Annotated in this window: 20 protein-coding genes and 1 tRNA gene; 9 read left to right on the forward strand and 12 right to left on the reverse strand. The window is 68.4% G+C overall.

What is annotated here, in order from left to right; genetic code table 11:
* Positions 1-22 precede the first annotated feature (22 nt).
* From AB4059_RS06495 to AB4059_RS06520, 6 genes are all read right to left on the reverse strand, one after another.
* Positions 23-1279, reverse strand: coding sequence for a class I SAM-dependent methyltransferase (locus AB4059_RS06495; protein ID WP_498977650.1), 1257 nt, complete (start codon positions 1277-1279; stop codon positions 23-25).
* Positions 1276-2046 (reverse strand): DUF1365 domain-containing protein, encoded by a 771-nt coding sequence (locus tag AB4059_RS06500; RefSeq protein ID WP_498977652.1) that lies wholly within the window; start codon positions 2044-2046, stop codon positions 1276-1278. The genes AB4059_RS06495 and AB4059_RS06500 overlap by 4 nt, the downstream gene beginning before the upstream one ends.
* The gene (locus AB4059_RS06505; protein WP_498977654.1) at positions 2043-3341 is read right to left on the reverse strand and encodes an NAD(P)/FAD-dependent oxidoreductase; all 1299 of its coding nucleotides are present in this window, start codon (positions 3339-3341) and stop codon (positions 2043-2045) included. The genes AB4059_RS06500 and AB4059_RS06505 overlap by 4 nt, the downstream gene beginning before the upstream one ends.
* 1 nt (position 3342) lies before the next feature.
* Positions 3343-4293, reverse strand: a complete 951-nt coding sequence (locus AB4059_RS06510) for an acyl-CoA desaturase (protein ID WP_498977656.1) — start codon at positions 4291-4293, stop codon at positions 3343-3345.
* Between the two features lie 69 nt (positions 4294-4362).
* On the reverse strand, positions 4363-5034 hold the full coding sequence (locus AB4059_RS06515; RefSeq protein WP_498977658.1) for a ChrR family anti-sigma-E factor: 672 nt from the start codon (positions 5032-5034) through the stop codon (positions 4363-4365).
* A complete protein-coding gene (locus AB4059_RS06520; protein WP_498977660.1) occupies positions 5031-5594 on the reverse strand; it encodes a sigma-70 family RNA polymerase sigma factor in 564 nt (187 codons plus the stop codon). Before AB4059_RS06520 ends, AB4059_RS06515 begins: the two co-directional genes overlap by 4 nt.
* Before the next feature lie 178 nt (positions 5595-5772).
* On the opposite strand from AB4059_RS06520, the gene AB4059_RS06525 reads away from it, so the two are divergent.
* Genes AB4059_RS06525 through hisIE form a run of 9 tightly spaced genes read left to right on the forward strand, consistent with a single transcriptional unit; the run spans position 5773 to position 13183 of the window.
* Complete coding sequence (locus AB4059_RS06525; protein WP_156641993.1) at positions 5773-6096, forward strand: YerC/YecD family TrpR-related protein; 324 nt, start codon at positions 5773-5775, stop codon at positions 6094-6096.
* Between the two features lie 17 nt (positions 6097-6113).
* On the forward strand, positions 6114-7022 hold the full coding sequence (gene hisG / locus AB4059_RS06530) for an ATP phosphoribosyltransferase (RefSeq protein WP_498977878.1): 909 nt from the start codon (positions 6114-6116) through the stop codon (positions 7020-7022).
* Positions 7019-8320 carry a histidinol dehydrogenase gene (hisD, locus tag AB4059_RS06535; RefSeq protein WP_498977662.1) on the forward strand — a complete coding sequence of 434 codons (1302 nt, stop codon included), beginning with the start codon at positions 7019-7021 and terminating at the stop codon, positions 8318-8320. The genes hisG and hisD overlap by 4 nt, the downstream gene beginning before the upstream one ends.
* The gene (gene hisC, locus AB4059_RS06540) at positions 8317-9408 is read left to right on the forward strand and encodes a histidinol-phosphate transaminase (RefSeq protein ID WP_498977664.1); all 1092 of its coding nucleotides are present in this window, start codon (positions 8317-8319) and stop codon (positions 9406-9408) included. Before hisD ends, hisC begins: the two co-directional genes overlap by 4 nt.
* The gene (gene hisB / locus AB4059_RS06545; protein ID WP_498977666.1) at positions 9405-10478 is read left to right on the forward strand and encodes a bifunctional histidinol-phosphatase/imidazoleglycerol-phosphate dehydratase HisB; all 1074 of its coding nucleotides are present in this window, start codon (positions 9405-9407) and stop codon (positions 10476-10478) included. The genes hisC and hisB overlap by 4 nt, the downstream gene beginning before the upstream one ends.
* Positions 10475-11086 (forward strand): imidazole glycerol phosphate synthase subunit HisH, encoded by a 612-nt coding sequence (hisH, locus tag AB4059_RS06550; RefSeq protein WP_498977668.1) that lies wholly within the window; start codon positions 10475-10477, stop codon positions 11084-11086. Before hisB ends, hisH begins: the two co-directional genes overlap by 4 nt.
* Positions 11083-11814: a 1-(5-phosphoribosyl)-5-[(5-phosphoribosylamino)methylideneamino]imidazole-4-carboxamide isomerase gene (locus AB4059_RS06555; protein WP_498977670.1), complete on the forward strand. Its 732-nt coding sequence runs from the start codon at positions 11083-11085 to the stop codon at positions 11812-11814. Before hisH ends, AB4059_RS06555 begins: the two co-directional genes overlap by 4 nt.
* Positions 11808-12581, forward strand: a complete 774-nt coding sequence (gene hisF / locus AB4059_RS06560; protein ID WP_498977672.1) for an imidazole glycerol phosphate synthase subunit HisF — start codon at positions 11808-11810, stop codon at positions 12579-12581. Before AB4059_RS06555 ends, hisF begins: the two co-directional genes overlap by 7 nt.
* The gene (gene hisIE, locus AB4059_RS06565) at positions 12578-13183 is read left to right on the forward strand and encodes a bifunctional phosphoribosyl-AMP cyclohydrolase/phosphoribosyl-ATP diphosphatase HisIE (protein WP_498977674.1); all 606 of its coding nucleotides are present in this window, start codon (positions 12578-12580) and stop codon (positions 13181-13183) included. Before hisF ends, hisIE begins: the two co-directional genes overlap by 4 nt.
* 26 nt (positions 13184-13209) lie before the next feature.
* Here hisIE and AB4059_RS06570 read toward each other — a convergent pair whose 3' ends face one another.
* From AB4059_RS06570 to pal, 6 genes are all read right to left on the reverse strand, one after another.
* Complete coding sequence (locus AB4059_RS06570; RefSeq protein WP_498977676.1) at positions 13210-15774, reverse strand: NHL domain-containing protein; 2565 nt, start codon at positions 15772-15774, stop codon at positions 13210-13212.
* 204 nt (positions 15775-15978) lie between these two features.
* A tRNA-Lys gene (locus tag AB4059_RS06575) sits at positions 15979-16054 on the reverse strand.
* 42 nt (positions 16055-16096) lie between these two features.
* A complete protein-coding gene (gene queC / locus AB4059_RS06580) occupies positions 16097-16768 on the reverse strand; it encodes a 7-cyano-7-deazaguanine synthase QueC (protein WP_498977678.1) in 672 nt (223 codons plus the stop codon).
* Positions 16769-16776: 8 nt separating this feature from the next.
* Positions 16777-17463 carry a 7-carboxy-7-deazaguanine synthase QueE gene (gene queE, locus AB4059_RS06585; protein ID WP_498977680.1) on the reverse strand — a complete coding sequence of 229 codons (687 nt, stop codon included), beginning with the start codon at positions 17461-17463 and terminating at the stop codon, positions 16777-16779.
* 28 nt (positions 17464-17491) lie between these two features.
* The gene (ybgF, locus tag AB4059_RS06590) at positions 17492-18292 is read right to left on the reverse strand and encodes a tol-pal system protein YbgF (protein ID WP_498977682.1); all 801 of its coding nucleotides are present in this window, start codon (positions 18290-18292) and stop codon (positions 17492-17494) included.
* A 3-nt stretch (positions 18293-18295) separates the two neighbouring features.
* Positions 18296-18823: a peptidoglycan-associated lipoprotein Pal gene (pal, locus tag AB4059_RS06595; protein ID WP_498977684.1), complete on the reverse strand. Its 528-nt coding sequence runs from the start codon at positions 18821-18823 to the stop codon at positions 18296-18298.
* Between the last annotated feature and the right edge of the window lie 56 nt (positions 18824-18879).

Consider the following 18879-nt stretch of genomic DNA (forward strand, 5'->3'; position numbering starts at 1 on the left):
CCTGCGAGCTGCTGCCACGGGCTCACGCGTCGCCCCTCGCGCCCCACGGCGCCCCGGGCTTGGCCATGAGCATGTGCGCCACGCCGATCGCACCCTCGCGGAACCCGCCCTCGCAATAGGCGAGGTAGAACGCCCACATGCGCAGGAAGCGCTCGTCGAACCCCTGTGCGCGCGCGTCCTCGCGCCGCGAGAGGAACCGCGCGCGCCAGTCACGCAGCGTGCACGCGTACGACGCGCCGAAATCTTCCAGGTGCACGAGCGCAAGGTCCGTGCTGCGCGCCTTGGCGGCCAGCATCGCCGCGATGGACGGGATGAACGACCCGGGGAACACGTGCCGCTTGATGAAATCGACTGTCCGAAGTGCCTGCGCGTACCGATGGTCTTCGATGGTGATGGCCTGCACCAACGCCAGTCCGCCCGGCCGCAGCAGGCTCCCCAGCACGGCGAAGTACGTGTCCAGATACTGCGCGCCGATCGCTTCCACCATCTCGATCGACACGAGCTTGTCGTACCGTCCCGCCAGGTCGCGATAGTCCGCGCGCAGCACCGTGACGCGATCCTGCAAGCCCGCTTCCGCCACCCGTTGCGTGGCGAGCGCGTGCTGCTCGGCGGAGATCGTGGTGGTCGTGACGCGGCACCCGTGGTGGCGCGCGGCATGGATCGCGAAACCGCCCCACCCGGTGCCGATCTCCACCACGTGATCGTCCGCGCACAGGCGCAGCTTCTCGCAGATGCGCGCGAGCTTGCGCGCGGACGCGGCTTCGAGCGTGTCGTCTTCGCCGGCATACATCGCCGAGGAATACATCAGGTCGTCGGACAGGAAGAGGCGGAAGAACGCATTGCCCAGGTCGTAGTGCGCCGCGATATTGCGCCGCGCGCCCGCGCGAGTATTGCGTCGCAGCGCGTGCGCCGCGCGCATCGCCATGCCGGCGATGCGTGCCGGGCCGCGCTCCATGCCATCGAGCAGGTCGCGGTTGCGCACCAGCAATCGCACCAACCCGACCGGGTCGCTGCACTCCCAGGCGCCCGCCATGTACGCCTCGGCCGCGCCCACGCTGCCGCCAGCCGCCAGCGCGCGATAGAACTCCGGGTCGTGCACCACCAGCCGTGGTGGCGACGCCTCCCCGATGGGCTCGCCCACGCGCGTCACGCCGGTGGCGTCGGCCAGCACAAGTTCGCCGCCCCGCAGCGTCGCCAGACGGCGCAGCAATCGTGCGCGCAGCCATCGGTCGAAACCGCGGATGCCGGCGATGCGCCCGGTCTGGCTGACGGTGTTCATCGATGACTCTCCGTTCGGGCGGGATGTTCGTGGACGGGAATGCCCTTCCACCACAGGCGCAACGCTTGCCATTGGATCGCCGTGATCACCTGCGCGGTCATGCACGGATAGCGCCAGAGCACGCGCGCCAGGCCGGGGCCGTCGAGCGAGCGGCGCACCAGCGACAATGTCGCGTCGAATTCGCGAGCGTCGCCATCTCGCACCTCCATGCGGACGCGCAGGTCCTCGCCCGGCACCGTGAATGCCCACGCGTAACGCCGCGCCATCGCCATGAACGGCGAGACATGGAAGGCTTTGTCGAACTGCCAGTGCAACGCCCGGCCCTGCGCGCGCGCATCCGCCGGGCGCAGCACGTAAGCGTGGCGCTCGCGCCACGGCGTGTTGGTGATTTCGGCCACGATGCTGTGCAGCGCCCCATCGGCGTCGTGGCAGTAGTAGAAGCTCACCGGGTTGAAACAGTAGCCGGCGTAACGCAGGTGCGCGAGCAGGCGGATCGGTCCCTCGGGGCGCTCCCCCGTCGCCGAACGCACACGCTCGCGCACCGCCTCCGCCAGCGGTTGCGCGCGGTCGCCGAGGAAATCTTCGCGCCGGAATGCGGCGAGGTTGCGTCGATCGACTGACCACAACCAACGGTGCTCGAACAGGCGAGGCAGTTCGTCCAGGTCCAGGTACAGCTGCGCGATGCGATATTCGAACGCGTGCGCGCGCGGGAGGTGGCGGCGGTGCCGCACCGTGCCTTCGTACAGCGCGCTCTGCAGCGCGATCATGCGATCGCCTCCGCCGCGCGCGGCACCGCCCGCGCAACGTGCGACGCGTCCGTTCGCCAAGCCGCGCCCAGGCGTTCAGCGACGTCCACGCCGCTGCGCATGCCGTCCTCGTGGAAGCCCCACCCCCAATACGCGCCGGCGAACCAGGTGCCGCGCACGCCCTGGACCTCGTCCTTGCGCGACTGCGCGGCCACCGCACCTTGCGTATGCACCGGATGTCGATACGTGCGGCGCGCCAGCACGCACGCGGGATCGATCGACTCGGATCGATTGAGCGTCACCACCACGGGCGTGGTCACCGGCAGCCCCTGCAACAGGTTCATGCAATAGCTCACCGTGCACGCCTTCGTCGGTGCCGTCGGCACGTGAACGTTCCATGCGGCCCAGGCCTTGGGATGGCGCGGCAGAAGCGCACGGTCTGTGTGCAGCACGACCTCGTTGGTCTGGTAACCGATCGCCCCGAGGATGTCGCTCTCGGCGTCGCTCGGATCGTCGAGCAGCGCGAGCGCCTGGTCGGAGTGGCACGCCAGCACGACGTGGTCGAATCGCGCCTCGCCGCCCTCCCACCGCACCCGCACGCCATCGGGGCCGCGGGCGACGCCGCGTACCGGCGTGCGCGTGCGCACGTCCACGTGCCAACGCGCGGCCATCGCATCGACGTAGGTCCGCGAGCCGCCGTCCACGACCCGCCACGCAGGGCGGCCCGCGACCTGCAACATCTGGTGATGGGCCATGAAGCGCACCAGGTATTTCGCGGGGAAACGCAGGATCTGCGCGGCGGGCGACGACCACAGCGCGCTCGCCATCGGCACCAGGTGCAGGTCGCGGAACGCCGCGCCGTAGCGGTGCGTCGCGAGATACTCGCCGAGCGTCGGCCCCGCATCCGGCACGTCGAGCAGATCCGGCGCCGTGCGATAGAAGCGCGACAGATCGCGCAGCATGCCCAGGAAGCGCGGCGAGGCCAGGTTGCGCCGCTGGCAGAACAGGGCATCCAGCGAGGTGGCGTTGTATTCCAACCCCGTGCGTGCCTCCTGTACGGAGAAACTCATGGTGGTCGGGCGCGTGCGCACGCCCAGCTCGCCGAACAACCTGGTCAGCAACGGATAGTGCGCGGTGTTGTGCACGATGAAACCGGTGTCGACCCGTAGCGCGCGTCCGTCCACGACCACCTCGTGCGTGTCGGTGTGGCCGCCCAGGCGATCGTCGGCTTCGAACAGGACCACCTCGTGCACACGGGACAGCAACCACGCGGCCGCCAGTCCGCCGATCCCGCTGCCCACCACCGCGATCCGCATCTCAATCCCTCCTCGCCAGCACCCATGCGGGGACTGGTTTGAGGCCGCGGATCAACCCGAGCGCCTGTAGCGCGCGCAGGCCGTACCAAGTCAGGTCGATCTCCCACCAGCGGAATCCCTGCCGTGCGCTGCCCGGGAAGAAGTGATGGTTGTTGTGCCACCCCTCGCCGAACGTGAGCAGCGCGAGCCACGCGTTGTTGCGGCTGTCGTCGCCGGTGGCGTAGGGGCGCGACCCCCAGCGGTGCGCGAGGGAGTTGATCGTGACCGTCGCGTGGAAGAGCACGACGGTGGAGACGAAGAATCCCCACACCACCATCTGCGGCCCATCGGTGCCCAGGGCCGGCGCCGCATGGGCGAGCGCCTCGCCCACGCTGTAGAGAAGCACCGCGAGCGCAACGGGCACGGCCGTGTCGAACCGGTCCAGCCAACGCAGTTCCGGATACGCCAGCAGGTCCCCGATCCGCCGCGGATCGGTGCCGAACCCCGCGTCGGTCAGGAACCATCCGACGTGGCTACGCCAGAAGCCCTTGCGCGGCGTGTGCGGATCCTCCGCGGTATCGGCGTGCACGTGGTGGTGGCGATGGTGCGCGGCCCACCACAACGGCCCGCGCTGCACGGACGCGGCGCCCAACAGCGCGAAGGCGAACTGCACTGCGCGCGAAGTACGGAACGTGCGATGCGCGAAGTAGCGATGGTAGAACCCAGTGAGCGCGAACATCCGCACGACGTACAGCGCCGCCGCCGTCCACGCCGCCGTCGCCGACACGCCCACCCACGCCACGCCGATGCAGGCCACGTGCAACGCGATGAACGGCATCGCACGGAACCAGTCGATGCGATCGGACGGCGCGGCGTCGAGCGCGTCGGGCGCCACCGTAGTGTCGAACCAGCGCCGCCACGTCGTCGCGCGCGTCGCGGTTGAGGTGTGCCGTCGATCGAGCTGGTGCGCCATCGCATCCTCCCGTGTACCGGAGGCTGTACGCACGAGCGTCGTGATCGGATGCAGCGTCGGTCGCGTCGCCTAGAAACCGAACAGGCGCTGCGCCCCGCGCGCAATCCACCCTTGCAGGCGCAACGGCGCGTCCAGCGCGGCCACGCAGATGCAGGGCGCGCCATCGACGGTGACGGGTTGGTGCTCGGTGTCGAGATCCAGGTCCGCCGCGTCCCCCGCGGCGAAGCGGCCCAAAGCATCGTCGTAGGCGCCCTGCAGGATCTGCGTCAGTTCGCTGCCGCCGTGGCCATGCATCGGCATTCGCTTGCCGGGTCCGATCTTGAGCATCAGCAACGTCGCGCCGCTCGGTCCGGTCGTGCGGATGTAATGCATCGCCGGCCCCATCCATCGCCAAGGGAGCGTGCGATACGACGTGCCGAAGTACGGGTGCAGTGGCGCGGGCAGGCGATCCGGATCGTCGGCCGGCGCCATCGCCGGCGGACGCGCCGCCGGCACCTCCTCGGCCAGGGTACGCAGCATGGCCTGGCGCAGGCGATCGCGCTGCGCATCGCCGACCGCGACGGGCTGTTGCTGTTCGACGAGCACGCCGCCCACGCGCTCGGCCTGCGCCAGGCGCGCGCGACAGACGCCGCAACCAACGAGGTGGATCGCGGCGATCGTCGCGAACTCCGGCCGCAGCGCACCGGAGGCGTGGCTGACCAGCGTGGCGTCGTCGAGATGGTGGCGCGGTGCAGGCGTCATGGCGCGCCTCCCATGTCGTCCTGCAATCGCGCGAACGCGCGCCGCAGGTGCGACTTGACAGTGCCCAATGGCATCGACAGTTCGGCCGCGATGTCCTGGTGACTCTTGGCTTCGAAATAGGACATGCGGATCAGTCGAGCTTGCACGGGGGGCAGCGCCTCGATGCGGCGACGCAACTGAGCGCCATCGGCGTAGCGCTCCGCACTGCCCGCCTCCTCGACAGGCTCGACATCCTCGGACAGTGGCGCCATGCCGCGCCATGCTTCGCGGCGCAGCCGATCGACATGCAGGTTGCGCGCGATGCGGAACACCCAAGTGCTCACCGCGCTGCGTGCCGGGTCGAACTCGGCTGCGCGCTGCCACAGGCGGAGCAGCGACTCCTGCGCCAGGTCCTCGGCCACCGCCTCGGAGACGCCGACACCGCGCAGGTACAGGCACAGGCGCGGCATGAAGTGGTCGTAGATGCGCATGAAGCTGTCGCGATCCCGGCGAGTGGCGACCGCGGCCAGTTCGAGGCCCCAGTCAGGGCCGTCCTGCACGGGCGAGGTCGCGTTGGACATCCGTCTAGCCGCCTGGAAGGCGAGGAATGGGGCGCAGGGCAAAGGCATCGTTCACGGGCCTAGGGTACCAACCCCTCTACGCACCGGGACGCAGATCGGATGCAGGGCGCAGTTTGCGCCGTGTTGACGAGCCACCCTTCTTCGATCTAATGTATTAGCTCGTTATTACATTAATGCAATGAAACAACGCCCCGACCCCCTGCCGGAAGCCGAAGCCGAAGCCGCCCTCGACGGGCTGGCGACGGCATTGGCCGCCCTGCAGAAGCCGGAGGATGTGCGCGCATTCCTGCTCGACCTGTGCACGCCTGCCGAACTGGAATCGATGGCCGACCGCTGGAAGGTGGTTCCCCTCCTCATCGAGGGCGTTCCCTATCGGGAGATCCACGAGCGCACCCGCGTAAGCGTGACCACCGTCGGTCGCGTCGCGCGCACGCTCGAGCACGGCGCCGGCGGCTACCACGCCGCCATGCGCCGCAAACGTCGCCACGCCGCCTCGCATTGAAGGTCCCCGCCATGTCCCTGTCCGCCCCATCCGGGGCGATGCGCGAACGCGTGCGCATTGCCATCCAGAAATCCGGTCGACTCGCCGAGCCGGCACGCTCGCTGCTCTCGTCCTGCGGCCTGTCGTGGCGGGAAAGCCGCGACCGTCTGTTTTGCCACGGGGACTCGATGCCGATCGATCTGCTCCTCGTCCGCGACGACGACATCCCCGGCCTGCTCGCCGAAGGCACCTGCGACCTCGGCATCGTGGGGCGAAACGTATTGCTCGAACGCGCGAGCGGGTATGGAACCGGAGAGATCGCCCCGTTCCGCGAATGGCGCGGGCTCGGATTCGGCGCATGTCGACTCGCGCTTGCGGTCCCCCAGGCATGGAGCGATGCACAGGCGGCCGCGCTCGATGGAATGCGCATCGCAACAAGCTACCCCGCGCTGGTTTCGCAATGGCTCAGGGAGCGCGGCATCGCCGCCGACGTGGTGACGCTGTCGGGTTCCGTCGAGATCGCACCGCGCCTGGGGACAGCCGATCTGATCTGCGACATCGTGTCGAGCGGCACGACACTGACCGCCAATCAACTCCGCGCAACCGACGTCCTCCTCGACAGCGAAGCGGTACTCGCCGGCCCCGTCGTACCGTTCGGCGACGTGCGCGCGGAGATCGCCGGGTTGTTCCTGCGCCGCCTCGATGCGGTACTCGGGTTGCGCGACAGCAAGCTTCTGATGTTCCAGACAGCCTCGGCCGACCTTCCCGCATTGATGGCGCTGCTGCCTGACGCGGAACGGCCCACGGTGATGCAAGTCGACGGCACCGACCGCGTCGCATTGCAGGCGGTGTGTCGTGGCACGGTGACATGGCAGCGTCTGGAGGACCTCAAGCGCGCGGGCGCCTATGGGCTCCTGGTCCTGCCCGTCGAGAGGATGCTGGCGTGAAGTGGACGCGATTGGAATGGGCATCGCTCGACGCGAATGCGCGGGCCCACGCGTTGCGTCGCCCCACGCAAGCGGTGTCCGCGGAAGTGCGCGCGTCGGTCGTGGACATCGTCGAGCAGGTGCGCCTGGGCGGCGATGCGGCGCTGAATGCGTTGACGCAGCGATTCGATGGCCCCGCTCTGAACGCGCTCCTGGTCTCCGAGGCGGAGCTCGATGCGGCAGACGCGACCGTGTCCGATGCCGTGCGCGCGGCGATCGATGATGCCGCATCGCGAATCGAAGCTTTCCATCGGCTGGGGATGGCCCAACCGTACGCGCTCGACACGGCGCCTGGCGTGCGATGTGAACGCATCCTGCGCCCGATCCACCGCGTCGGTCTGTATGCGCCGGCGGGGAGTGCGCCGCTGCCCTCCACGGTGTTGATGCTCGGCGTTCCGGCGTTGCTCGCCGGGTGCACGGACGTCGTCCTGTGCACGCCGCCTCGCGCCGACGGCAGCGCCGATCCACTCGTGCTGGTCGCCGCGCGGCGCTGCGGGATCGCGCGCGTGTTCAAGGTCGGCGGTGCGCAGGCGATCGCGGCCATGGCGTTCGGAACGGCGTCGATCCCACGCTGCGACAAGTTGTTCGGGCCCGGCAATGCCTTCGTGACCGAAGCCAAACGCCTGGTCACGATGACGGGCGACGGGCCGGCGATCGATATGCCCGCTGGCCCGTCGGAAGTCCTGGTCATCGCCGATGGGAACGCAGATGCGCGCTTCGTCGCGGCCGACCTCCTGTCACAGGCCGAGCATGGTCCCGATTCCCAGGTGATCCTGCTGAGCGACGATGCGGCGCTGATCGACGCGGTCGAAGCGGCATTGCAGGTGCAACTGGCGACGTTGCCGCGCCGTGACATTGCAGCCGCCGCACTCGCGCAATCGCGGGCGATCCTCGTCCCGGCATTGGCCGACGCATTCGACGTGAGCAACACCTATGCGCCGGAGCACCTGATCCTCGCCGTCGATTCACCGCGTGACTGGCTTGGGCGTGTCCGCGCCGCCGGCTCGGTGTTCCTCGGCGGTTTCGCACCCGAGGCGATCGGCGACTATTGCAGCGGCACCAACCACGTGCTGCCCACGGGCGGCGCCGCGCGCGCCGTCAGCGGATTGTCCGTCGGCAGCTTCCAGATTGCGATCAGCGTGCAGACCGCCGATCGTGCGGGCCTGGCCACGATCGGTGCGACGGCAACGACGCTGGCGCGCGCCGAGGGCCTGGAAGCGCACGCGCGCGCCATCGACGTGCGGCTGGAATGCGCATGAACGTGTTCCGATCCAGCGATCCCGTGGCGCTGTTGCGTGAAGACTTGCGCGACTTCGCCGGCTATCGATCCGCGCGAATCGAGACCGTGCCGGGCGAGGTGTGGCTCAACGCGAACGAAGCCTGCGGCGCAAGCGCCATCGATCCGTCGGGTGCGCTGCACCGTTATCCGTCGCCGCAGCCTGGCGGGCTTGTCGATGCCCTCGCCCGTCTGTACGGATGCGATGCGACGCAAGTGCTGGTCAGTCGCGGCAGCGACGAGTCCATCGACCTGCTGGTCCGTGCATTCTGCACGCCAGGCCGCGACGCAGTCGTCGTGACGCCGCCGGTGTTCGGCATGTACGCCGTGTCGGCGCGGTTGCATGGCGCGCGCGTGGTGGAGTCGCCCCTGTTCGACGATGGCGACGATTACCGTGTCGATCTCGATGCCGTCGCGCATGCGGCCATCGCGCTCGGCGCCAAGGTCGTGTTCCTGTGCTCGCCCGGCAATCCGGCGGGCGGCGTGATCCCGCGCGACGGCGTCGCCGCGCTGGCACGACGCCTCGACGGATGCGCGCTGGTGGTGGTCGACGAAGCCTACGTCGAGTTCGCGGACGCGCCGTGGCTGACGCACGATGTTGCGACACTGCGCAACCTGGTCGTCCTGCGCACCTTGTCGAAGGCGCATGCGCTGGCGGGTGCCCGTATCGGCTGCGCAATCGCCGATCCGGGGGTCGTCGCGGCACTTCGCCGCTGTCAGGCGCCGTATCCGATTCCGGCCACCAGCGCTGCCGTCGCGCTCGATGCATTGTCACCAGCCGCATTGGCGGCGACGGCCTCGCGCATCTCCGACACCCGGCTTGCGCGCGAGCGACTGCGAGAATCCCTGCGTGCGCTGCGCGGCGTCCGCCGTGTCTATCCCTCGCAGGCCAACTTCCTGCTGGTGCGGTTCGATGATGCCGCCACGGCGTGGCGACGGTTATGCCACGCCGGCGTCGTGGTGCGCGACATGCGCGCGATGCCGCCGCTGCACGACGCGTTGCGCATTACGGTGGGTGCGCGCAACGACAATCTCCGCATGCTCGATGCGCTGCGCGGAACCGCGCCATGACGCCTGTCTTGTTCGTCGACCGCGATGGCACCCTGATCGAGGAGCCCGTCGACTTCCAGGTGGACCGCCTCGACAAGGTGCGCTTCGTGCGCGATTGCATCCCCGCGATGCTGCGCCTGCGCGATGCGGGCTATGCCTTCGTGATGGTCACCAACCAGGACGGCCTCGGAACCGCGAGGTTCCCGGAAGCCGCGTTCGAGGGCCCACAGCGCCTGCTGCTGCAAGTCCTCGAAAGCCAGGGCATCGGGTTCCGCGACATTCTGATCGACCGCAGTCTGCCGGCGGACAACCTCCCGACGCGCAAGCCCAATATCGGGCTCGTCCTGCCGCTGATGCAGGACCGGACGATCGATTGGACGCGCTCGGCCATGGTCGGCGACCGCGAGACGGACCTGGCGTTCGCACGCAACCTGTCGATCCGCGGATTCCAACTCCGCACGCCCCAATTCGGCGGCGATGCGACCTGGGCGTCCGTGGCCGATGCGCTGCTCGCCGGACCTCGCTCGGCGCGCGTGGTGCGCGAGACCAAAGAGACGCGACTGGTGGTGGAGGCCGATCTCGACAACGCACGCGAACCCAGCGTCCAGACAGGGCTCGGATTCTTCGACCACATGCTGGAGCAGCTCGGCAAGCACGGCGGTTTTGCCTTGACGCTTCGCTGCGCGGGCGACTTGCAGATCGACGAGCACCACACGGTCGAAGATTGCGCCCTCGCGCTCGGCCAGGCCTTGCGCGAGGCGATCGGCGACAAGCGCGGCATTGCGCGCTATGGCTTCACGCTGCCGATGGATGAAGCCTTGGCGACCGCCGCGCTGGATTGGTCGGGCCGTCCGGTGTTCGTGTTCGAAGGCGCGTTCGCGCGCGCACAGGTCGGTGACCTGCCGACCGAACTGGTGCCGCACTTCTTCCGTTCGCTTTGCGAGGCCGCCGGACTCAACCTGCATCTGCAAGTGCGCGGCGACAACGATCACCACAAGATCGAGGCGTGCTTCAAATGCGTCGGCCGCGCGCTGCGACAGGCGCTGCAGTGCGTGGATCGAGCATTACCCAGCACGAAGGGGGCGCTGTGATCGCGTTGATCGATGCAGGCGGGGCCAACCTGGGGTCCGTGCGCAACGCGCTGGAACGGCTTGGCGCGCGCGTGCGGATCGTGCGCGACGCAGGACAGTTGCGCGATGCGAGCGCGACGATCCTGCCCGGCGTGGGCGCCGCGGGTCCTGCGATGCGCCTGTTGCGGGAGCGAGGATTCACCACAGTCCTGCGCGCCATGGATCGCCCCATGCTGGGCATCTGTCTCGGAATGCAATTGTTGTTCGAGGCCTCGGACGAGCAGGACACCGAATGCCTCGGCCTGCTGCCAGGGGTCGTGCGTGCCTTGCCGCCGTCGGCGGGCATCCGGGTGCCGCATATCGGATGGAATCAGTTGGACGCGCGCTGCGCGGACCCGATCCTGGACGGGGTCGCGCCGGGAGCACGTGCGTATTTCGTCCACGGTTATGCGGCGCCGGTGACGGATGCCTGCATTGCGACCGCAACGCACGGCACCACGTTCGCCGCCGTCGTGCGGCGAGGTGCGATCTGGGGCACGCAATTCCACCCGGAGCGGTCCGCGGCGGTGGGCGCGTCCATCCTGCGCAACTTCCTGGCGCGCGCCGATGCGAACCGGGAGGCGGCATGAACTTCACCTGTTATCCGGCCATCGACGTGCGCGAGGGTTGCGTCGTGCGCTTGCGCCAGGGCGACTACGCGCGCCAGACACGTTACGACCCGGACCCGCATGCGCGCGCGATGCGCTTCGCGGATGCGGGGGCGAAGTGGTTGCATCTGGTCGATCTCGACGCCGCTCGCGCTGGCGGCTACACATTGGCACCGCTCCTGCGCCGCATCGCGGACGAAGGCCGCCTGCAGGTGCAGACCGGGGGTGGTGTGCGTACGCGCGAGGACATCGCGAGCCTGCTCGATGCCGGGGCGACGCGCGTGGTGATCGGATCGCTTGCGGCCGAGAACCCCGCGCTCGCCGCCCAATGGATCGAAGACTTCGGCGCCGAACGGATCGTCGTCGCGCTCGATGTCCGCGTCGACCAGGGCCGCTGGCTGCCGGCGATCCGCGGATGGACGCGCAATGCCAGCGCAGACGCGCTCGACCTGCTCGCGTTCCATCGCGACCACGGCCTGCGGCATTTGCTTTGCACGGATGTCGCGCGCGACGGCATGCTCAGCGGCATCGATCCCGCGCTCTACACCGCCTTGCGACGCTGCGCGCCGATGGTCGCCATCCAGGTTTCCGGTGGCGTTCGCGACGTGGCCGATGTGCGGGCGGCCCGCAACACGGGCTGCGCGGGCGCCATCCTCGGCCGCGCCCTGCTCGATGGGCACCTCTCCCTGCGCGAAGCGCTGGCATGCTGAGCCGTCGCATCATCCCGTGCCTCGACGTGCGCGATGGTCGCGTCGTGAAGGGCGTGCGCTTCCGCGACCACGTCGATGTGGGCGATGTCGTCGAACTCGCGCGCCGCTACCGCGATGCTGGCGCGGACGAACTCGTCTTCTACGACATCGGCGCCAGTCCCGAGGGACGCAGCGTGTCCATCGACTGGGTCGAGCGCATCGGACGCGAGCTCGACATTCCCTTCTGCGTGGCGGGGAACGTGCGGGATGTCGCCACCGCGCGCGCGGTGCTGCAGGCCGGCGCAGACAAGGTTTCGATCAACACGCCTGCGCTGGAACGCCCCGCGCTGATCGACGAACTGTCCGCAGCCTTCGGCGTGCAATGCGTCGTGGTTGGCATCGACAGCACGCGCGAGGCCGACGGCGAATGGCGGGTGCGCAGCCATTCGGGCGATCCGGCGGCCATGCGGTCCCCGGGGCGCTCCACGCTGGCGTGGATGCACGAAGTGCAGGACCGCGGAGCCGGCGAGATTGTGCTGAACTGCATCGGCAGCGACGGCACCCGCGATGGTTACGACCTTGCGCAGCTGAGCGCCGCGCGCGCGCTTTGTCGCGTACCGCTGGTTGCATCGGGTGGCGCCGGTCGCGTGGAGCACTTCATCGATGCGTTTCGCCACGCCGACGTGGATGCGGCGCTCGCCGCCAGCGTGTTCCACTCCGGCGCGATTGCGATTCCCGATCTCAAGCGCGACCTGAACCAGGCAGGCATTCCGGTGCGCCTGACATGAATCTCGACTTCGACAAGCAGGGGGGCCTGGTGCCCGCGATCGTGCAGGACGCAGAGACGTTGCGCGTCCTCATGCTCGGCTACATGGACGCGGCCTCCATCGACGCGACGCGTGCCACCGGCCGAGTGACGTTTTTCAGCCGCAGCCGGCAGCGCCCGTGGACGAAGGGGGAAAGCTCGGGTCATTGGCTGGAGCTCGTTTCGCTTTCCGAGGATTGCGACCACGATTCGGTCCTGGTTCTCGCGCGCCCGCAGGGGCCGACTTGCCATACCGGCTCAACGAGTTGCTTCGCGGGATCTGCGGAGAGTCCGCTGGCTTCGCTCGATGCACTGATCCTTGCGCGCGAGCGAGCGCGCCCAGCCGGTAGCTATACGGCGCGCCTGTTCGACGATGGCGTGCGTCGCATCGCGCAGAAGGTGGGCGAGGAGGCCGTTGAGACGGCGTTGGCGGCGGTCGCGCAGGATGACGAAGCGTTGATCTCCGAAGCCGCCGACCTGCTGTTCCACCTGCTGGTGCTGTTGCGTGCGCGGGGTCTTGGCTTGAGGGACGTTGAGGCGATGCTCGCCGCGCGACGCCTTGCCCGACCCCCGACATCTGCTTGACCGATCCCTGCCACGTCGAACTCGACTCAGCGCGTCGTGCGACGCCCCCAGGTCGCGCCGGCTGCCGGCAGCAGCCACCATGCGAAGAACGCGAAGGCGAACCCCGCGGCGACCAGTGCACGCGTCGTATTCGACCAGCTCCCGATCGTCGACCGCCACGTCGCGCGCGCCACCTTCTGCGCGGCGACCCACAGGTTGTTCGCGTTGACCGTCGTCACCGGCATGGACGCCGGTGCCTGGAGACCACTTGACGTCGCGCCGCCGTGAAACGGCCAAAGCAAGGGTTTCGAACCGTGCATCGCGCGAATGCAGCGCGTGCCGTACTGCAACTGCAGGCCGGCGTTCGTGGCGGTGATCGCGACGTCCTTGCAACCATCGTTGTTGAAGTCGCCGACGGCCATGTTGTGCGGCGTCGCCTGGTTGCCGCTGCGGGCATAGGCCTTGACCTCGCGGTCCAGGTCGTAACGCCCGTTCGGAAGTCGCGTCTGCTGCGCGTAGCCGACCGAATCCCATCCGGAATGGAGGACAAGCAGGTCGTCGCGCCGATCGCCGTTCATGTCCTCGACGATGAGCGTTTCGGCAATGTCGTAAGTCCCCCACCCACGCACGAATCCGAACGTGCCGTCCGGCTGGCGCGTCCATTGCAGGACTTTCGAATCCGGTGCGTTGCCACCGAGCGAGAAGAGCAGGTCGTCCTGGCCATCGCTGTCGATGTCGCCGATGACGGGCGAAAAGCCCACCGTGTCCGGATTCCCGGTGCCCGGGTACAGGGTGGGCGGCAGGAAACTGTCGACGCCGTCGTTGTAGGCGATGGCGATGCCGCTGTCGTACCGCGTGGCCCAGCCCCACAGCATGTCGGGTCGGTCGTCGGCGTTGAAATCGCGGATGAGGACGTCGTGGACGTTCGGCGCCGGCGTCAGCTTCTTTCGCGTGAACGCCCCGGTGCCGTTGCCGTAATAGACCGCCCAGTTCGCGATGCCTCCGCTGCCGCCGGTGGCGACCGTGGCGAGCACGTCCATGTTGCCGTCGTGGTTCATGTCCGCGGCCCGGAGTGCGCCCACGCGGTATGCGCCAGCGATTCCGCCGTAGTGCAACGGCAAGGACAAGCCGTTGGGGCCGCCGCGGAAGACATGCAGGCCAGCAACGGCATCGGTATCGGTGTAGTCGAGGCCGCTGATGACGATGTCCGTATACCGATCGTGGTTCAGGTCCGTCGCGACGATGTCGTTCCACTCGATGTGCGGCAACGCGATGGCCTTCGGCGCGGCCAGCGTGCCATCGGCATTCTGGAGGTACACGTAGAGCGCGTAGTCGCCCGGATAAGGAGACGAGGGGTCCCAGCTGCCCGCGAGCAGGAACAGGTCGAGCCGCGAGTCGTTGTTCGCGTATCCCTTCGCGATGCCGATGGTCATTTGGTCCTGCGACTCCAGGCGCCACGACGTCGCGTCGGTCAGCTGGCCCGCGCCCGAGGGCACCGTCGGCTGCGCGAACGTCCCGGTGATCTTGCGGATGCGGTAGTTGCCGGCATCGAGAATGTAGAGCGAACCCTGCGCGTCGATCGCAATCGACTGGAGTTCACGCACCTTCGCGACCGACGCCGGACCGCCGTCACCTTCGAAGCCGGGCGAGGCGCCCCAATCGACCTCGCCGCCCGTCCACGGCGTGTCGTTGAAGACGCCCACGACGTGCTTGATCGCGCCCTGCGGCGTGATCATCGAAACGAAATTCACTCTGTTGCTGACGAAGAGATTGCCTTTGGCATCTCCCACGACGCCCGACGGGTAGTAAGCGTTCGTCGGAAAGGCCATCGGGTCGCTGCGGAACTGCTGCCAGCCGCCGGACAGGCGCGTGACGATCCCGTTGGTGCCGACCTTCCTGACGGCCGCGTAGTAGTTGTCCACGAAGACGATGTTGCCTGCGGCGTCGATGAAGAGGTCGGTGGGGTCGATCTCGGCCAGCAGCGCCGGGCCATCGTCGCGCGCGCCATACCCCGACAACGCGACGTGCCCCACGCCCGCGACGGTGTTGATGATGCCGTTGGTCCCGACCTTGCGGATCCGGTTGCCGACGGCGATGTAGGCGTTGCCGATCGCGTCGAAGGCGATGTCTTCGGGCCGGTAGATGCGCGCCTGGGTTGCGGGGCCACCATCTCCCAGGAAGCCCTCGTATCCCGTGCCGACCACGTAGGTGACCTTGCCTGCCGCATCGATCTTGCCGATCCGCAACTGGTGCTCGAACCAGACGTTCCCGAAGGGGTCGACGGCGACCGTCCTGGAGCACATGGAGCCGCTGGTTGCGGGCGCTCCGTTCGCGGGCGGGGTCAGGTTCATCCCGTTGCCGCCGATCGTCGTGATCGTGCCGGCCGGCGTGACCTTGCGGATCCTGCAGGAGTCCGCGATGTAGAGGTTGCCGTTCTTGTCGACGGCGACGTCCAAGGGATTTTCCAGGAGCGCCTGCGTCGCGGGTCCGCCGTCTCCGACGCCGCTGGCCGGCGTGCCGCCGCCCACGACCGTGGTGATGATCGGCTCGGCAGCCATGGCCGCACCGCACCCCAACGCAATCGTCGCGATCGCGCAGAACGTCTTCAACATGCCGGATTCCCCCACCGCACATTCGCGGTGGGCGGCACTATATCGCGGCGTGGCGGGGGCGTCGTCGCCGTCACCGCCGGTCACGCCGGCAATTTGAGTCACCTGCCTGAGTGGCGCAAGCGCTGATAGACGGGGTCGGAGTCGTCTTCCTCGACATCGATGCGCGCGGAAATTCGACGCTTCCTGTATCCGCTCTTGATTCGATGGTGGGCCGTGATGGATTCGAACCATCGACCAGCGGATTAAAAGTCCGATGCTCTACCGACTGAGCTAACGGCCCACATGTTCCAGGCGCGGCGCCGTCCGGCGCGCGGCGGGCATTCTACCCGACGTAGCGTGTCGGGTCTTCGACACCCGCGGCGGCGAAGCCTTCGGCGCGCAGGCGGCATGCGTCGCAATGGCGGCAGGCGCGGCCTTGCGCGTCGGCCTGGTAGCACGAGACGGTCTGCGAGAAATCGACGCCCAGGCGCAGGCCTTCGCGCACGATGTCGGCTTTCGACATGCGCATCAGCGGCGCGTGGACGCGGAAGCCCGCCCCTTCGACGCCTGCCTTGGTCGCCACGTTCGCGACTTTCTCGAAGGCGTCGATGAATTCGGGCCGGCAATCGGGATAGCCGGAGAAGTCGACGGCGTTGACGCCGCAGAACAGGTCCGAGGCGCCGAGCACTTCGGCCCAGCCGAGCGCGAGCGACAACATGATCGTGTTGCGCGCCGGCACGTAGGTGACGGGGATGCCGGGGCCACCGGATTCGGGGACGTCGATGTCGGCGTCGGTCAGCGCCGAGCCACCGATCGAACGCAGGTCGACGACGACGGTCTTGTGCGCGGCGGCGCCGAGTGCGCTCGACACGCGGTCGGCGGCGTCCAGTTCGCTGGTGTGGCGCTGGCCGTAGCGCACGCTCATCGCGTAGGTCTCGAAGCCCAGTTCGTGCGCGATCGCGAGCACCACCGCCGAGTCCATGCCGCCGGAGACGAGCACGACGGCACGCTTCATTTCACGATTCAACGGCCCGGCTCCTCGCCCCACAGGGCCTTGTGCAGCTGCGTCTGGAAGCGCACGGGCAAGCGCGCTTCGACGATCCAGTCGGCGAGTTCGCGCGGCGTGACCTGCGCGTGGCTCGGCGAGAACAGGACGTCGCAGCGCTCGAAGAGCCTGTGTTCGAACAGCACCTTGCTGGCCCAGTCGAAATCCGCGCGGCTGCAGATCACGAACTTCACCTGGTCGTGCGGCGTGAGCAGCGCCAGGTTTTCCCAGCGATTGCGTTCGACTTCGCCGGAGTCCGGCGTCTTGATGTCGACGATGCGCGAGACGCGCGTGTCGACGTCGGAGATATCGATCGCACCGGAGGTTTCGAGCGAGACGACGTATCCGGCGTCGCAGAGTTTTTCCAGCAAGCCGATCACGCGCTTCTGCGAGAGCGGTTCGCCGCCGGTGACGCAGACGTGGCGGACGCCGTGCCTGGCCACTTCGGCGAGGATCGCGTCGATGTCCCACCACTCCCCGCCGAAGAAGGCGTAGGTGGTATCGCAGTAGCGGCACCGCAGCGGGCAGCCGGTGAGGCGCACGAACACGGTCGGCCAGCCCGCATCGCGGGCTTCGCCCTGCAGGGACAGGAAGATTTCGGTGAGCTTGAGGCGCGCGGCCTCGGCGGCGGGGGCCGCGTCGGGGGCGGGTAGGACGGCAGACATGGGGGCCATTTTACAGGCCCCCTGCCGGTCAGCGGACTTTGCTCAGCTGGATCGCCCGGAGCCGGTCATCCGCGGTGCGGGCGGCGTCGGTGCCCGGGTATTGCTGGGACACGCGGGCCAGGGTGGCTTCGGCGGCATCCATCTGTTTCAGGCCGAACTGCGACAGGCCCACCTTGAGCAGCGCACCCGGGGCCTTGTCGTGGGTCGGGTATTGGCTCAACAGGGCCTGGAACTGTTCCTGGGCCAGTTCGTAGTTCTGCGTGACGTAGTAGCTCTCGCCGAGCCAATACAGCGCGTTCGGCGTGTACGTGCCGCCCGGATAGTCGCGCAGGAACTGCTGGAACTTCTGTGCCGACTGCACGTAGTCGCCGGCCTTGAGCACGTCGAAGGCGGCGTTGTAGGCGCTGCGTTCGTCGGCCGATTGCGCGACTTTGCCCGCATCGCCGCGGACAGTCGGCGCGCGTTCTGCAGCGACCGTCGCCGCACCACGCGACGCCGTCGATGCACTCGCGGGCGCCGCCGGCACGGTGTTGGCACCGCCGCCGGTTTCGATGCGGGCCAGGCGCGCGTCGAGATCGCCCCAGCGCGCGTCGTAATCGGCCTTCATCTGCGCGTTCTGCTGCTGCGCTTCTTCCAGTTGCGAGCGCAGCGCGGTGACTTCCGAACGCAGTTGCTGCACCTGGTTGAGCAGATCGACGTTGCCCTGGTTGTTGGCCGCCTGTTGCTCGAGCAGGGCCACGCGGTCGGCGAGGCTGGCGCGTTGCGCGAACGCGGGCGCGGCGGCCACGAGGGCCGCCGCGAGGACACCGATGGCGATCTGGCGCCGCATGGCTTACTTCGCCGTGTAGACGATCTCGACGCGACGATTCTTGGCCCAGCAATCTTCGGTCGATTCGTTGCAGGTCGGACGTTCTTCGCCGTAGCTCACCACGGTGATCTGGCTGCCCGAGCCACCGTTGGCCTGCAGCGCGGAGGACACCGCGTTGCCGCGGCGTTCGCCGAGGCCGAGGTTGTATTCGCGGCTGCCACGCTCGTCGGCGTTGCCTTCCAGCGACATGCGCGCGGACGGACGATCGCGCAGGTACTTGGCATGGCACGCCATCGCGGCCTGGAATTCCGGACGCAGCGAATCCTGGTCGAAGTCGAAGTACACCACGCGCTGGCGCAGGCAGGCATCGGTGTCGAGGTCTTCGGGCGTGTACGCACCCGCGGCGGCGGGCGTTTCGGTCACCGGCGCCGTCGTGCTCGGCGCGACCGGCTGCACCGGCTCTTCCTTGACCTTCTTGGAGCAGGCCACGACGGCCGTGCAGAGCATGGCGGCCATCATGATGCGACCGAACTTGTGTGTCGTTGCGTTCATCGTCGTTCCTCGTCTTCTCGCAGTGTGAGGGCGGCCGCGTCGGCGGACGCGGCCGT

It is taken from the genome of Lysobacter sp. 2RAF19 (assembly GCF_052115395.1).
Lineage (GTDB): Bacteria > Pseudomonadota > Gammaproteobacteria > Xanthomonadales > Xanthomonadaceae > Noviluteimonas.